This window comes from Mycobacterium gallinarum (assembly GCF_010726765.1).
Lineage (GTDB): Bacteria > Actinomycetota > Actinomycetes > Mycobacteriales > Mycobacteriaceae > Mycobacterium > Mycobacterium gallinarum.
In genome coordinates this window covers 1,621,553-1,636,567 of the sequence record NZ_AP022601.1, presented here as the reverse complement: position 1 = coordinate 1,636,567, position 15,015 = coordinate 1,621,553, and the positions used below count along the sequence as shown (strand labels likewise).

Sequence of the window (15,015 nt, the reverse complement as noted above, 5' to 3'; positions counted from 1 at the left end):
GACCCGCAGGTGTCAACGAAATCCGTGAACAGATTTCAATAGTTGTCTACTTTAACGTCTGACCTGCAATTATCCGGGGGCCCAACCGTCCGGCTGGCGGCCGTCCAGGTCGGTGAAACCGTACTCACGCGCGAGGTCGGCCGACGTGACGGATTGCTGGTTGAAACGTGACCGGCGCGCGTCGGCGGCGATCGCGGCAACCCCGCGCCCGACGTACCTGGGTGTCTCCGACACGGCGAAGGCCGGGGGAGCGACGGGGCCGTCTGAGCGCAGCGGGTCCAGTGCGATATGCCAGTTCTCCTCGGTGACGCCCCAGTTGTCGAGCATCATCTCCGACCGCAGCCAGCCAGGCGTGACGGCCACCGCGGTGGCGCCGAAGCCCGCCAGCTCGTGGCCCTGGCTATAGGCCAGCCGGTTGACGGCGACCTTGGCCAGATCGTAGAACACCGACAACCGATAGTTGTCGTCGTTGAAACTCTTTGTCCCGTCGGTCACTTCGACGAGCAATCCGCCGGGACGGCACACCAGCAGCGGCAGCAGGCAGTGCGACGTGATGAGGTGGGTGTCGATACCCAGCCGTAGGATGCGTAGACCGTCGGCGAGGTCGTGCTCCCAGATCGGCCGGTTCCACAGGGGTGGACCGCCCTTGAGGATCTCCGCGCCCCAGATGTCGTTGACGAGGATGTCGATCGCGCCGTAGTCGCGGCGCACACGGTCCGCGAGACGCGTCACCGCGTCCACATCGAGATGGTCGACCTGCACAGCGATCCCGGTGCCGCCCAGGCCAGAGACGAGTTCGGCGGTTTCCTCGATGGTTTCTGGGCGGTCATAGTCGGATTCGGCGTTGCCGGCCACGCTGCTGCGGCCCGTGCAGATCACCGTCGCCCCGGCTTCACCGAGCGACGCGGCGATGCCTCGCCCCGCGCCGCGCGTCGCTCCGGCCACCACGGCCACCCGGCCGCGCAGTGCATCCGCATCCGGAGTCCAGTCCATGAGTGCATACTTGCGAAAGTGACCCCGTTACAGCGGTATATCGCGGAAGAAATCGCCACCGATCACGTAGACGGGTTGCTGTCCAGACGCGAGGCCCTACGCAGGCTGGCACTGCTCGGCGTGGGCGCCGCGGCGGCGACCGCGTTGATCGCGGCGTGCGGCGAGAACAAGCAGCCGACGTCGAACGCGCCCGTGACGTCGAACGAACCGGCCACCGTCAGGACACCGCCGCCAGGATCGGAGAACACCGTCCCGTCTACGCCGATCACCTGGGCCGGCCCCCGTGGGGAACTGCAGGCGGCCTGGGCGCCCGCAGCCGAACCGCGCGGGGGAGTCCTCGTCATCCACGAGAACAAGGGACTCAACGACTACATCCGCTCGGTGGCCGGGCGGTTCGCCGGCATCGGCTACTCCGCGCTGGCGATCGACCTGCTGTCCGCGCAGGGCGGCACGGGTAGGTTCGCCGATCCCGCCGAAGCCACGGCGGCCTTGGGCAAGCTGCCGCCCGAGGAGGCGCTGGCGGATCTGAAGTCGGGAATCGACGAACTCCAGCGCCGGGTGCCGGGCAAGAAGGTCGCCGCGGTCGGCTTCTGTATGGGTGGCGGTTTCGTCTGGCGACTGCTGGCCTCCGGTGAGCCGCGGCTGGCCGCCGCCGTGCCGTTCTACGGTCCGACGCCCGACAACCCGGATTTCGCCGGCTCCAAAGATGTTGCAGTGCTGGGTATCTACGCCGCCCAGGACCAGCGCGTCAACGCCACCGAGCCGGTCGCGCGGGCGGCGCTGGAGAAGGCCGGCCTGGTATTCGAACTGGTCACCGAACCCGACGCCAACCATGCGTTCTTCAACGACACCGGCGACCGGTACAACGCCACCGCCGCCGAGGATGCCTGGCGCCGGGTGCAGGACTGGTTCACCGCACACGTCGCCTGACGACTTTCGTCAGGGAGTCCGAATTCGCGCGCAATTCAGCTGGGCGTTGATGTCGCGTTGTTGACCGCACATGCGTCCGGGTCAAATTCAGCTCATGCGGGTAGCACAGGTCGCGAATTTCTACGGCCCGCGTTCGGGGGGCCTGCGCACAGCAGTGGATCGTCTCGGAGCGGAGTACTGCGCCCGCGGACATGACGTCTTCCTGGTGGTGCCGGGCCGAACCCTCGAATGGCACGAGCTGCCGTCGGGAGTCGTCCGAATCTCGCTGCCGGCTCGGCTCATCCCGTTCACCGGTGGATATCGTGCCGTGCTGCCCGGGCCCGTCACCGAACTGCTGGCGCAGCTGGCGCCGGATGCACTCGAGGTGTCCGACCGCCTCACCCTGCGCTCGCTCGGTGAATGGGGCAGGCAGCGCGACGTCGCCACGGTGATGATCTCTCATGAACGGCTCGATCGCCTTGTCGGGCAAGTACTCCCGGCGCGTGCCGCCCGCTCGATCGCCGACGCCGCCAACCGCCGCACCGCCGAAAGCTATGACGCGGTCGTGTGCACCACGGCGTTCGCGCGTGCGGAATTCGACAGGATCGACGCCACGAACGTGGTGACGGTGCCGCTCGGCGTGGACCTCGACCAATTCCATCCCAGCCGACGATCCAGCTCGGTCCGGCGACGGTGGGCCCGCCCGGAGCAGACGTTGCTGGTGCATTGCGGCCGTCTCTCGGTGGAGAAGCATGCTCACCGCAGCATTGATACCGTTGCCTCCCTGCGGGACTCGGGTGTGGACGCCCGCCTCGTGGTCGTCGGCGAAGGCCCGATGCGCGCCAGGCTCGAACGCCAGGCCGCCCGCCTGCCCGTCGACTTCACCGGCTACATCGGGTGCCGCGACACCGTGGCCACCATCCTCGCGACCGCCGACGTCGCGATCGCACCGGGTCCGCACGAAACGTTCGGCCTTGCCGCGTTGGAGGCCTTGGCCTGCGGTACACCGGCGGTGGTTTCGCGGACGTCGGCGCTCGCGGAACTTCTCACCGCCGAAAGTGGTGCCGCAGCAGACAACGACCCGGCTGCCATCGCACGAGCGGTCACGTCAATCATCAGCCGTCCAGAGCGGTTGCGGCGCAACGATGCCCGACGCCGCGCAGAACAGTTCACCTGGCCGCGAGCTGCCACTGGAATGCTGAACGCGCTGGGTGCGGGTTAGGCCGCACCGGAGACACAGATTAGGTTGTCGGCATGGGTGGCGTGCCGACCGGCCCACAGGACATCGAGCGAACCCGCACCCTGTGGTTCGCCTTGCTGCTCACAGTGACCAACGGATTCCTCGACGCGCACACCTACATCGCGCGCGGCGGCGTGTTCGCCAACGTGCAGACCGCGAACGTCATCTTCGGCGCGATCGACACGTCGGAAGGCAAGTGGTCTGCGGCGCTCGCCCACGTCTGGCCGCTGCTGGCGTTCATCGTCGGCATGGCGCTGGCATCGCACATCAAATCCGGCCGCGTCGAGCGTCTCGTCCCGCATGCTCTGCGCTGGACCATGGCCGTGCAGGCCGTCTCGCTGGGCATCATCGGATTCGTCCCCGCCTCGGTACCCCACAGCTACGTGACCGTGCCGATCTCGTTCTTGGCCGCCATGCAGATCGGACTGTTTCGCAACATCGGAGACCTGGCCTATCTGCCAGTCGCGACCACGGGCAACCTGATGCGACTCATGGAGTCCGGGTACGACGCGTTTGTCGAGAAACACGCGGCGTCACGGCGCGCATTCGGGGTCTATGGTGCGCTGATCACCGTCTTCGGGGTGGGCGCCCTCGCGGGTTCGTTCGCCAGCGTTGCGTGGGGAGTGCATGCGATCTGGCTGCCTGCCGGATTCCTGGCCATCACACTGTGTTTGTTCATCGTCGATGAGCACTACCTGCGGTGATCTACGATCCAGGGATGATCCGGTCGCTGACGTTCCTCATCGCCGCAGCGACGCTGCCGCTTGCCTGCCCCGCCGTCGCCGTCGCCGAACCCCCGCCCACCTGCACCTACAATTTGTCCCCGCCGCAGGTCGTGGACGTGTCGGGCACGAGGATGGTCACTGCGACGATTTCACCGGGCGCGTGCGAGCGATCCAACGTCTACCTCTCCGTGGCCTGTCTCCAGATGCAGGGCAGCCCCGGGGCCCCCAACTGCCAGGCGAGCAACGGACCGCTGGCCGCGCAGGTCTTTTATGCGCCGTATGAGCCCGGCGCCACCTACGTCTCGACAGGCCGGGGATGCGCGAACACCGGGAATCCGCCGCAGCCGGTGTGCACGCCGGTCGGGCCTGTCAGCGCGACGGTCTGATCGGGCGCGGTCGCAAAAAGCGCCCTGGTTGGACGAAACCGGTCGATAATCGTGTTCGACTTCAGGAGACGCGATGAAGAAGATCTTGCTGGTGTGCGTGACCATCTGCCTGTCCGCTGCGATCGCCGCGTGCGGCAGCGAATCCAGCTACACCACCTCAGAGGGCGACAGCGGCACCGCGACAGCGACCGCGAGCCCCGAATCCACCAGCGGTACCACCGAGGCGTCGGGTCCGACGATCACGATGGCGAACATGAGCTTCGGCGATCCGATCACCGTCGCACCGGGCGCGACGATCACCTTAAAGAACGACGACTCGGCCGAGCACTCCGTGACGTCCGAAACCGAAGGCACGTTCGACGTGCACGTCGACGCCGGAGAGCAGGGCACACTCACTGCGCCGACCGAGCCGGGAGAATACCCGTTCTACTGCGTGTACCACCCCTCCATGAAGAGCACCTTGATCGTCCAGTGAATCCGGCCGGCATCCGGTTCCTGCGTCCCGCTGCGGTTTAGACGCATCGACGGACGGGCATCCGCAGAATTAGCGGGTTCGTCAATCGTCGTGACCCGGGGCAATCCGAAGGAGCCGACATGGATAACAACGCCGTCATCTGGATAGTTGTCGCTGTCGCGGCGATAGTCATCATCGCGTTGGTCGCATGGACCGTTCGTAATTCACGCCGGCGCGCCGAAGCCGAACGGCTGCGCGGCGAAATCAACCAACGGACAGAGCATCTCGAGAAGCGGCAGGCGGTCGCCGATGAGACCGAGGCGAAGGCCAGGGCAGCGGCCGCAGAAGCCGAGGCGAAGGCCGCCGAGGCCGCCCGCCTGCAGAACACCGCGCGCACCCACCGCGAGGCTGTCGACAACTCTCGCGAGGAACTGGACGCGCATCGCGAACGGGTCGACAAGCTGGATCCGAAGGGAAGCACTGACGAGTCCGCTCCCGGCAAGGTTGACGGGGTGGACGAAGGGCGCGCGAACACCCCTACCACGCCGCAGCAGAGGCCAGCGTCGCAGGAGCATCTGCGTTCGTGACGTCGAGCAAGAGAGAACCCGCGGCAGCGGTGCTGTTCGACATCGACGGCACCCTGGTCGATTCGAACTACCACCACGTGTACGCCTGGTCCCGAGCGTTCGCCGAGGTAGGAATCGCGGTCGACGCGTGGCGCATTCACCGGTCAATCGGCATGGATGGTTCGACCCTCCTCGCGACGCTCGCCGAGGACGCCGATGACGACACACGGGCGCGAGCCAAGGAGCTGAATTCTCGCTACTACAAAGAAACAGCGTCGCTGCTACGGCCGTTACCCGGTGCGCGAGAGCTTCTCGAGGCCGTCGAAAAGCTGGGCGTGCAGGTTGTTTTGGCGACATCGGCACCGGACGACGAACTCGAGATTCTGCGCGACGTCCTGGATTGCGACCACCTGGTGTCGGCAATGACATCGTCGGCCGATGTGGACACCGCCAAGCCGAAGCCCGACATCATCAACGTCGCCCTCGAGCGTGCCGGAGTTGAGGCCGGGCACGCCGTGTTCGTCGGCGATGCGGTGTGGGACGTCGAAGCGTGCAAGCGCGCCGGTGTCGTCACCATCGCCCTGCTCAGCGGCGGGGTGTCGAAATGCGAACTCGAACAGGCCGGGGCGCACCAGGTTTTCGAGGACGCTATCGACCTCTGCCAGCACCTCGACGACACGCCAATCGCGGCGCTGGCCAATCTGGTCGGAGCCCGTTAGTCGACCGACTCGCCGATCAGCTGCTCCGACAGAAGTTCGGCCAGCCATCGCTCGAATCGGCCCCGCGACCACCCTCGGGTGCGCACCAGCCGGTCATGCAGCATCGGGTCCGCGGCCAGCCATGCGATGTCCGCACCTTGGTTCTGGTTGAGTCCGCGGTTGAGCGCGCCGAGGGCGGCCAACCGTCGCACGATCGCGCGTGCACCTGCTAGACGCCGCCGCTGTGACTCATCGAGCAAGTCCTGCGCTTCGGCGTCCCCGTTCGCGGCGATCTCGAGCGCGCGCATCAGGGGGCCCACGCGGATGTCGATATCCACCAAAACGTGGACCCATCCTGTGATCAGCTTCTTCGGATCTGCCTGCTCCAGCAGTTCGCGAAGCTCGTTGCGATCCGCCAGCGCCAGCTGTCGGTCGTCGCCGGTCACCGCCCAGTCCAGCGCGGTCTTGAGGAGGTCGAGCTTGCCACCGACTGCAGTGAACACCGTCTTGCGGCTGACCCCTGCGGCTTCGGCGACGGCGTCGACGGTCGTCGCACCATAACCCCGTGCCGCGAAGAGCTCAGCAGCCGTGGTGACGATAACCCGGCGCGTTTCGAGCGCCTGCGCCGTGCGCAAATCTGATCGGTAATCGCGTTTGACAGCCGCCGACATTCTAGGTAACCCTGTGTCTAGTCATTACACTGAATGGTACCTCAATTGGAGTGCCCATGAGAACCCTCATCGTCGGCGCGGGCCCGACCGGGCTTTTCACCGCGATCGCGCTGGCTCGCCGGGGGCGCGAGGTCGTCGTGGTCGACCGCGAACCCGGGCCACCGCTCCAGGCCGAATGGCGCCGTAGGGGAGTGATGCAGTTTCAGCACGCCCACAGCTTTCGCGGGCAGGTGGTCGACGCATTGAACGCCGAAATGCCCGACGTGCTGGCGAGTTTGCTGTCGGCAGGCGCCTCGGTGGTGATGACACCGGGTCCCAACAGTCGAGCCGCCGCGCTGCGCTGTCGCCGAATGGTGTTCGAGCGCGAACTGTGGCACCGTGCCACCCTTGACCCACGGATACGCCTGGTCGCGGCAAATGTGACCGAGGTGGTGGTGCAGGGAGGACGCGCCGCCGGAGTCAGGATCGGAGCCGACGTGCTGGACGCCGATTTGGTCATCGACGCCTCGGGCCGTACGGGCCGCATCGCCGGCGCTTCGCGCGGCCGCGGTGAGGGCGCAGACTGCGGAGCCACCTATGTCGGTCGGCAGTATCGGTTGCGACCGGGTGCGCAGCCTGGCCCGACGAATTCGGTGGTCGGATTGTCTCTGAGCTTTCCCGATTATGCAGCGGTGACGTTCCTGCACGACAACGACACGTTCACTGTCACGCTGATCCACGACGGCGCGGACCGTGGTCTGCACCGTCTCCGGCATGACGGGGTGTTCGAGGCTGCGGTGGGCGCCATCCCGGTACTGGCCGACTGGATCGACTCCGACCGCTCGCTGCCGATCATGGCAGTCCTGGCCGGCGGGCGGTTGTACAACCACTACCGCGGTCAGCTCGACGCTTCCGGTCGTCCAGCCCTTCCCGGGCTGATCTCTGTCGGAGATTCCGTCTGCACCACGACGCCGTTGGCGGGGCGCGGCATCGCGTTGGCCTTCATGCAGGCCAGGCAGCTGGTAAGGATGCTGACTGGCAAGAACATCGACATCGTCAGCGTGACAACGGAATTTGATGCCTGGTGCACCGCCAACATCAAGCCGTGGTTCGCCGACCACCAAGTCGTCGACAGTGACCGGGTCCGTCGGTGGTCGGGTGGTGACATCGACCTCGGCCGCCCGTTGCCGTCAGATCTGATCGTTGCGGCAGCGGAGGCCGACCCGCGCCTCACCGAGGTCGTTGCGCCGTACATCACCATGGACGACTTGCCCGACAGCCTGCTGCTGGCCGAGCCACGTGCTCGCGAGATCTACTCACGGGGATGGCGGCCGACTCCACCCGAAGGGCCCAGTCGTCAGGAACTCATCTCGGTGGTGTCCAGGACACCGGCAGCCGCTTGATTCCGTGGATGAACGGCGACAACAACCGTCGGGGTTCCTCGGTGGCGGCGATGTCGGGCATCTGGCGGTGCAACTCCTCGAAGACGACGCTGATCTCGCGGCGGGCGAGGTTGGCGCCCAGGCAGAAGTGCGCACCGCCGCCGCCGAAGCCGGCATGCGGGTTGGGGTTGCGGCCCACGTCGAACGTCCACGGATCGGCGAACTTGTCCTCATCGCGGTTCGCCGAGCAGTACCACAGCGAGACCTTGTCGCCCGCCGCCATCTTGGTGCCGCTCAGCTCGCAGTCCTCGGTCAACGTGCGCCGCATGTAGATGACCGGCGACGCCCACCGCACGATCTCCTCGACGGCCGTCGGCGCCAGCGCCTCGTAGTCCGCCAACCATCGCGCGCGTTCCTCGGGATACCGGCTCAGCGCGAGCACGCCGTGGCTGATCGCGTTGCGAGTGGTCTCGTTGCCCGCAACCACCAGCAGGATGAAGAACGAGGCGATCTCGGCCGACGTCAACCGCTCACCGTCTACCTCGGCCTGCACCAGCGCGGTCGTCAGGTCCTCGTGCGGATTCGCTCTGCGATCCTCGGCGTGCGCGGTCGCGTATGCGCCGATGTCCATCGCGACCTTGACGAAGTCCTCGTAGTCCGTGGCGATGTCCTTGTCGCCGAATCCGAGGATCACGTTCGTCCAGTGGAAGATCTGATCGTGGTCCTCCTCGGGGAGGCCCATCATGTCGCAGATGACCTGCAGCGGCAGCGGCCCCGCCAGTTCCGTCACGACCTCGCCCGAGCCGTCGGGATGCTCGGCGATCATCTTCTCGACCAGGCGGCGTGCCCGCTCCCGGACCGACGTTTCGGTGCGAGCGACGACGCGAGGCGTGAACGCCCTGCTGACGATGTTGCGCAGTCGCAGGTGCTTCGGGTCGTCCATCGCGATCATCGAGCCGAAGAACTCTGACACCTCGGGGTTGGCGTCGTTGATGGTGATACCGGGACTGGAACTGAAGATCTGCGGGTGACGGCTGGCGAAGTGGACATCGTCGAACCGGGTCACCGCCCAATGCCCGGGCCCGGCTTCCACGCCGGGGGTTTCCAGCGGCATATGGAAGGACACCGGCGCCTCGCGTCGCAGCGTGGCGAACGCCCCGTCGCGGATATCGTCGTCGAGGACCCAGAACTTCCAATCGCCGAGGTCGATGTCCGACATCGGCACGTCCGGGGGAGCTGTGCCGTTCGTTTTCGTCGCGATACCCACAGTTCGGAGCGTAAGCCGCTTCGAGCGCGAGTTGGGCCCACATCGCCAGATTGGGGAACGCGAATCCCCCCAATTTGCCCCGGAAATGGGGGTTTTCACGACTGCTCGCGGTAAAAAGGTTCCGTGCGTAACCCACATGCCGGACAACCCTTTACGGCGACCGACGATGAAATAGCCGAAGCGTTGCTGGACGTCAGCATCCCGACCCTGATGCTGTCGCTGGTGCACATGTCCGGCGACCCGTCGCTGATCCGCGGTGATCTGAAGCCGGCAGGCCTGTTCCTCAACGAAGTCCAGGGTTACATGTCCGAAGAGGACAAGGCGGCGGTCCGCAAGATCGCCCTCGAGGTCATCGCGGACTACCGCGACCGGGGCTGCCCGGAGCCCGAACCCGTCAGCGCCGAGTTGCTGCACGAGATGATGCAGTGGCTGGTGTGCGAGCCGGTGCCCGCCGAGTACGTACCGATGGTGCTGGAAGAGATGGAACTCGACGGCCGCGACGCCAGGGCGACGGGTGAGGTGGCCGAATCCGCCCGCGAAGATTTCCCGGTCGTGGTGATCGGCTGCGGTGAATCCGGACTGCTGGCGGGGATCCGGCTCAAGGAAGCCGGCATCCCGTTCACGATCGTCGAGAAGAACGCGGGCGTCGGCGGCACGTGGTACCAGAACACCTATCCCGGCGCGCGGGTTGACGTCGGAAATCACTTCTATTGCTACAGCTTCGAGCCGACCGATCACTGGACGCACTTTTTCGCCGAGCAGCCGGAGCTGCAGGCGTACTTCCAGGCTGTGATGGACAAGTACGACATCGCGCCGCACGTTCTCTGGGAGACCGAGGTGACCGAGGTCGCCTGGAATGACGCCGATGCGACGTGGACGGTTCGCACGCGCGACCGCGACGGTGAGATGAAGGCGCTCACAGCCCGCGCGGTGATCAGCGCGGTCGGACAGCTCGATCGGCCGCACACACCGCACATCGACGGCCAGCAGGACTTCGCCGGACCGGCGTTCCATTCCAGCGGATGGGACCACTCGGTCGATCTGCGCGGCAAGAACGTCGCGATGATCGGCGCGGGCGCCAGTGGATTCCAGATCGCCCCGACGATCGCACCGGAAGTCAACCGGCTCACCGTGTTTCAGCGCACAGCCCAGTGGATGTTCCCGAATCCGAACTACCACGAGAAGGTAGGACCCGGTGTCCAGTGGGCGCTTCGTCACCTGCCGTTCTACGGCCGTTGGTACCGCTTCCTGATCTTCTGGCCCGGGTGCGACAAGGGACTGGATGCGGCCCGCGTCGACCCCGACTACCCGGATCAGCAGAAGGCCGTCAGCGAGATCAACGAGATCACGCGGATCATGTTCACCGAGTGGATCAGTAGTCAGGTCGGCGACGACGAGGACCTGCGGGCCAAGGTCGTGCCCGACTATCCGGCCACCGGCAAGCGCACCCTGCAGGACAACGGCAGCTGGCTCAAAACGCTGACCCGCGACAACGTCGAGTTGGTGCGCACCGGTATCGACCACATCGAAGCCGACGCGGTCGTCACCGAGGACGGCACCCGGTATCCGGCCGACGTCATCGTGTACGCCACCGGGTTCGAGCACACCAAGATGTTGTGGCCCATGATCATTCGCGGCCGGAACGGCGAGATCCTCAGCGAGCGCTGGGGGGAGAGGCCGTCGGCGTATCTCGGCATCACGATTCCCGGCTATCCGAACTTCTTCTGCATGAACGGCCCAGGCACCTGGCTGGCCAGTGGTGGCAGCCTGATCTTCCACTCAGAATGCCAAATGCGTTACATCAGTGAATGTCTGGAGCTGCTCATCGAAGGCGGACACGCCACGATCGAGCCGACGGTCGCGAAGACCAGGGATTGGCACGAGCGCAGCCAGGCCGAGATGCACAAGATGGTGTGGTCACAGCCCACCATCAAGCATTCGTTCTTCAAGAACCGCTTCGGCGAGATTCACACGCTGAGCCCGTGGCGTCTCGTCGACTATTGGACGTGGACCCGCGAGCCCGATCCGGCGGACTTCGTCATACGTTAGGTCTCAGGTCAACGCCCAGTTCATGTTCCTGGCGAACGTCCGGGCGTCCTCGGAGATCGTGCCGAGTTCGTGGCTTCGCTGGATGTAGCCCTGGACCATCGGCAGGAAGTTCGTCGGGTTGTAGGCGTCTTCCTCGTTGTGCCACATCCCGTTGCCGCCGTACCGCAGGATCGTGATGCACGGCGCCTCGAAGATGGTGCCGTCTCCGGGATCCTTCATCCGGTTCATGATCTCGCTGAAGACCCAGCCCTTCTCCACGTCGATCGAATACCACGTGACCGGGTAGAACGGCATCTCGCTGCCGGGGAACGTGTCCATCGTCGACGCGATCCACTCGCTGATCTGTTTGCGGCCGGCCATCTTGCCGTAGAGGTGTTCGACGTAGGTCGCGTCCTCGGTGAACAACTCGCCGTAGCGCGCCCAGTCCCACGACTGGCCGATCTCGACGACGAGCTGCTGATGACGCTCAAATGTCTCTTCGATCTCCTCCCGAGACCACTGCGCAGAACCCATCAGACCAGCTCCCAGTTCATGTTCTTGGCGAACGCCTTGGCGTCATCGGAGATCGTGCCGAGTTCGTGACTACGCTGGATGTACTGCTGGATCATCAGCATGAAGTTCATCGGGTTGTAGGCGTCTTCCTCGTAGCTCCACTTGTCATCGCCGGCGTACTCGAGCACAGTGATGACGGCGGCGCCGTGGACACTGCCGTCGCCCGGATCCCGCATAGTGTTGATGTTCTTGAAGATGACCCAGCCCTTGTCGACGTCGATCGAGTACCACTCGACCGGATAGGTCGGCATCTCGCTGCCGGGGAAGGTGTTCATGGTCGAGACGATCCACTCGCGGATGTTCTCGCGGCCTTCCATGTTGCCCAGCGCATGCTCGACGTAGCGCGCATCCTCGGTGAAATGGTCGGCGTAACTGGACCAGTCCCAAGTCTTTCCGACATCGACGACGGATTCCTGGTAGCGGCGCCAGGCCTCTTCGAGTTCTTCACGTGACCATTTGCCCATCGCGGTGACTCCCTTGGCTCGCCAAATAATGGGCCCACGCGCGTAGCGCAGGGGACTAGAACCTGTTCTACCAAAGGAAGCGGGACGCGGGAGGCTTTTCAACCCGTAATCCGAAATTGCCTGCAGCGCAGTGCAAAACAGCGAATATATCGGCGGACGGCAACACCACCCCGGTGGCGAACGGTGCGATCGGTCCAGAGTTGACGCGGTTCCCGTCGCTGTCACCTTCATCCGCGTTACTGTCGCTGCCATGACACTCGGTATCGACGCGCAGGTACTCGCGGAGATGGCGCCGTTGTTCGCAGAAGTCGGCGAGTCGGAGCCCGCCGCCGTCGGCGACGTCGAAACGCGGCGCGTCAGTGGCCACCGGATGTTCGATCTGGTCGGCTCCAGACGGGCACCGACCGCAGGCGTCGAGACCGAAAATCACACGATGACCGCTGCGGACGGCGCGACCGTGGATCTCACCTGGTACCGCCCGTCGGGTCGTCCCGAGCCCGGCAGCGCTGCGCTCTATCTGCACGGCGGGGGCATGATCTTCAGCCTCGAGCAGATCGGCGTCCTATACGACCTGGCGGTGCGGGAGTATGTCGCGGCGTCGGGCGTGCCGATGCTGGTGGTCGACTACCGCGTCGCGCCCGAGCATCCAGACCCGACGCCGGTCGAGGACTGCTACCGCGCACTGGTCTGGCTGGCCGAACATTCGGCCGACCTCGGCGTCGACCCCGCACGCCTGGCGGTGATGGGCGACAGCGCCGGTGGCGGGTTGGCGGCCGGGGTGTGCCTGCTGGCGCGGGACCGCGGCGGTCCCGCTGTCGCACAACAAATCCTGATCTATCCGATGCTCGACGACCGGCCGATGACGCCCAATCCGGATCTACTGCCGTTCCTGACGTGGACCTACGACGACAACCTCACCGGATGGGGTGCGCTGCTTGGCGAGTACGCCGGCGGAGACCACGTTTCGCCGTACGCGGCACCGGCGCGCGCCGAGGACCTCACCGGGTTGCCCGACACCTACATCGACGTCGGTGATCTCGACGTCTTTCGCAACGAGGACATCGCATATGCCCGACGGCTGGGTGACGCGGGCGTCCCGACGGAGTTACACGTGTACCCGGGCTGCCCCCATGCGTTCGAGGCTCTGGCCCACGAGGCGCCGGTGTCGCGGCGGGCGATCAGCGATCGCGTGCGTCGTCTGCGCGGTCTCTAGCAGGCCGCGGTCAGGCAGCGTCGGGTGCCTCGACGACGGCCTTGATCCGCTCCAGGGTCTTGCGCATGTCACGGATGTTGCGGCGACGACGCAGCTGCCCGCCGAAAATCGAGAAGAGCTTCATGGTGAGCGAGTCATCGAGCCGAAAGGATTCGGTGACATCGGTTCCGCCCTCGGTTTCCGCGAGCCGATAGTGCCAGTTGTTCACCGCCTTACCGTTGAGCAAGACGGCGAAGCCGAATTCGCGTCCCGGCTCGCAGGCGGTGACCTCGCACGTCGTCCAGTAGACCGGACCGATTTCGTTGCGCTTGACGTGCCCGCGGAAACGGGCACCCAGCGCGGGACCCGTCGCGGGTCCGATCCACTCCGCTTCCATCACCTCCGGTGAGAAGCGGCCGGTGTTGCGTACGTCGGCGATCAGATTCCAGATCCTCTCCGCAGGCGCCGCCATCGACACCGTCACCGATCCGTCCATCGCTACTCCTGCCGTTGGTAAATGCCTTTGCGTTCACGCACTTTGCACCGTAGCAAGGGGGTCGACCGCGCTTTCCGTAGCATTTACCGCAGAATCCAGGAGGCACGGTGTGAAGATTCGCTTCGGTGTCGGATTGGGTGCGGAAACCAGCCCGGACCAACTGCCCGCGATCGTCGACCATCTCGAGTCGGCGGGCGTGGATTCAGTGTGGTTCTCCGAACTCGTCTACAGCAAGGCCGTGGAGCCGTTCATCGGCATGGCGCACGCACTGTCACGGACGGTCAACCTGAAGGTCGGCACATCGGTCGCGGTGCTGCCGGGCCGCCATCCGGTGCTGGTCGCAAAACAGCTGGCGTCCTTGGCGGCACTCGCGCCCAAGCGGGTCCTCCCGGTTTTCGGCCTGCGGCCCGCCATCCCGGGGGAACGGGAGATCTTCGTCGTCCCCGACGGTGCACGGGCCGCGGTGTTCGACGAATCCTTGCGACTGCTGAGATCCGTTCTGGAACAAGACGATGTGTCTTTCACCGGCGACTACTACACCGTGAGCTCGGTCGGTGTCGCCCCTCGACCGGTCAAGGCGCTGGACATCTGGCTCGGCGGCTCGGCGCCTGCGGGCTTTCGTCGCATCGGGCAGCTTGGCGACGGATGGCTCGGCAGCTTCCTGACTCCAGGTGAAGCCCGAGACGGATGCGAACAGATCCAACGGGCAGCCGAGGAGGCGGGCCGCGAAATCGACGCCGACCACTACGGCATCAACCTCGCGGTGTCCGACGGCGCCCTGCCCGTCGAGGTCGCCGCCGCGATCCGCCGCCGCAGACCGGACGTGGACCCGTCGGAATTCATCGCCGACAGCTGGTCGGGTCTGCACCGTCAACTCGACGCCTACCTCGAAGCGGGATTGAGCAAGTTCGTCATCCGGCCTGTCGGCCGGTACAACCCGTCGGAGTTCATCGACCGGTTCGTGACCGAATTATTACCGCGGCAGAACTGAT

At 65.6% G+C, this 15,015-nt stretch carries 17 protein-coding genes; 11 read left to right on the top strand and 6 right to left on the bottom strand.

What is annotated here, in order from left to right; genetic code table 11:
• Positions 1–69 precede the first annotated feature (69 nt).
• Positions 70–993 (bottom strand): SDR family oxidoreductase, encoded by a 924-nt coding sequence (locus tag G6N42_RS08145; protein WP_163728330.1) that lies wholly within the window; start codon positions 991–993, stop codon positions 70–72.
• A gap of 18 nt (positions 994–1,011) precedes the next feature.
• Between G6N42_RS08145 and G6N42_RS08140 the strand changes: the two genes are divergently transcribed.
• The 7 genes from G6N42_RS08140 to G6N42_RS08110 all read left to right on the top strand — a co-directional run bounded on the left by G6N42_RS08140 (position 1,012) and on the right by G6N42_RS08110 (position 5,992).
• Positions 1,012–1,923, top strand: coding sequence for a dienelactone hydrolase family protein (locus G6N42_RS08140; protein ID WP_163728327.1), 912 nt, complete (start codon positions 1,012–1,014; stop codon positions 1,921–1,923).
• Between the two features lie 94 nt (positions 1,924–2,017).
• Complete coding sequence (locus G6N42_RS08135) at positions 2,018–3,124, top strand: glycosyltransferase (RefSeq protein ID WP_163728324.1); 1,107 nt, start codon at positions 2,018–2,020, stop codon at positions 3,122–3,124.
• A 32-nt stretch (positions 3,125–3,156) separates the two neighbouring features.
• On the top strand, positions 3,157–3,846 hold the full coding sequence (locus G6N42_RS08130; RefSeq protein WP_163728321.1) for a YoaK family protein: 690 nt from the start codon (positions 3,157–3,159) through the stop codon (positions 3,844–3,846).
• A gap of 14 nt (positions 3,847–3,860) precedes the next feature.
• Complete coding sequence (locus tag G6N42_RS08125) at positions 3,861–4,253, top strand: hypothetical protein (protein ID WP_163728319.1); 393 nt, start codon at positions 3,861–3,863, stop codon at positions 4,251–4,253.
• Between the two features lie 73 nt (positions 4,254–4,326).
• Positions 4,327–4,728, top strand: coding sequence for a cupredoxin domain-containing protein (locus G6N42_RS08120; protein WP_163728316.1), 402 nt, complete (start codon positions 4,327–4,329; stop codon positions 4,726–4,728).
• A gap of 119 nt (positions 4,729–4,847) precedes the next feature.
• Complete coding sequence (locus G6N42_RS08115) at positions 4,848–5,294, top strand: hypothetical protein (RefSeq protein WP_163728314.1); 447 nt, start codon at positions 4,848–4,850, stop codon at positions 5,292–5,294.
• Entirely contained in the window at positions 5,291–5,992 is a 702-nt protein-coding gene (locus G6N42_RS08110) for an HAD family hydrolase (protein ID WP_163728311.1), read from the top strand. Before G6N42_RS08115 ends, G6N42_RS08110 begins: the two co-directional genes overlap by 4 nt.
• Here the strand turns inward: G6N42_RS08110 and G6N42_RS08105 are convergent.
• Entirely contained in the window at positions 5,989–6,642 is a 654-nt protein-coding gene (locus G6N42_RS08105; protein WP_163728308.1) for a TetR/AcrR family transcriptional regulator, read from the bottom strand. The genes G6N42_RS08110 and G6N42_RS08105 overlap by 4 nt on opposite strands.
• 56 nt (positions 6,643–6,698) lie before the next feature.
• Between G6N42_RS08105 and G6N42_RS08100 the strand changes: the two genes are divergently transcribed.
• A complete protein-coding gene (locus G6N42_RS08100) occupies positions 6,699–8,024 on the top strand; it encodes an NAD(P)/FAD-dependent oxidoreductase (RefSeq protein ID WP_163728305.1) in 1,326 nt (441 codons plus the stop codon).
• On the opposite strand, the gene G6N42_RS08095 is transcribed toward G6N42_RS08100, so the two are convergent.
• Positions 7,987–9,222, bottom strand: a complete 1,236-nt coding sequence (locus G6N42_RS08095) for a cytochrome P450 (protein WP_163737169.1) — start codon at positions 9,220–9,222, stop codon at positions 7,987–7,989. The genes G6N42_RS08100 and G6N42_RS08095 overlap by 38 nt on opposite strands.
• A 171-nt stretch (positions 9,223–9,393) precedes the next feature.
• Here G6N42_RS08095 and G6N42_RS08090 point away from each other — a divergent pair, with 171 nt between their 5' ends.
• Entirely contained in the window at positions 9,394–11,319 is a 1,926-nt protein-coding gene (locus G6N42_RS08090) for a flavin-containing monooxygenase (RefSeq protein WP_163728303.1), read from the top strand.
• 3 nt (positions 11,320–11,322) lie between these two features.
• Here G6N42_RS08090 and G6N42_RS08085 read toward each other — a convergent pair whose 3' ends face one another.
• Both G6N42_RS08085 and G6N42_RS08080 read right to left on the bottom strand, forming a co-directional pair.
• A complete protein-coding gene (locus tag G6N42_RS08085) occupies positions 11,323–11,832 on the bottom strand; it encodes a nuclear transport factor 2-like protein (protein WP_163728300.1) in 510 nt (169 codons plus the stop codon).
• Positions 11,832–12,335: a Cif family virulence factor gene (locus tag G6N42_RS08080; protein ID WP_163728297.1), complete on the bottom strand. Its 504-nt coding sequence runs from the start codon at positions 12,333–12,335 to the stop codon at positions 11,832–11,834. Before G6N42_RS08080 ends, G6N42_RS08085 begins: the two co-directional genes overlap by 1 nt.
• A 250-nt stretch (positions 12,336–12,585) precedes the next feature.
• Between G6N42_RS08080 and G6N42_RS08075 the strand changes: the two genes are divergently transcribed.
• The gene (locus tag G6N42_RS08075; protein WP_163728293.1) at positions 12,586–13,548 is read left to right on the top strand and encodes an alpha/beta hydrolase; all 963 of its coding nucleotides are present in this window, start codon (positions 12,586–12,588) and stop codon (positions 13,546–13,548) included.
• Positions 13,549–13,558: 10 nt separating this feature from the next.
• Here G6N42_RS08075 and G6N42_RS08070 read toward each other — a convergent pair whose 3' ends face one another.
• Positions 13,559–14,023: an SRPBCC family protein gene (locus G6N42_RS08070; RefSeq protein WP_163728290.1), complete on the bottom strand. Its 465-nt coding sequence runs from the start codon at positions 14,021–14,023 to the stop codon at positions 13,559–13,561.
• A gap of 109 nt (positions 14,024–14,132) precedes the next feature.
• On the opposite strand from G6N42_RS08070, the gene G6N42_RS08065 reads away from it, so the two are divergent.
• Positions 14,133–15,014 carry a TIGR03854 family LLM class F420-dependent oxidoreductase gene (locus tag G6N42_RS08065; RefSeq protein WP_163728287.1) on the top strand — a complete coding sequence of 294 codons (882 nt, stop codon included), beginning with the start codon at positions 14,133–14,135 and terminating at the stop codon, positions 15,012–15,014.
• Position 15,015 lies beyond the last annotated feature (1 nt).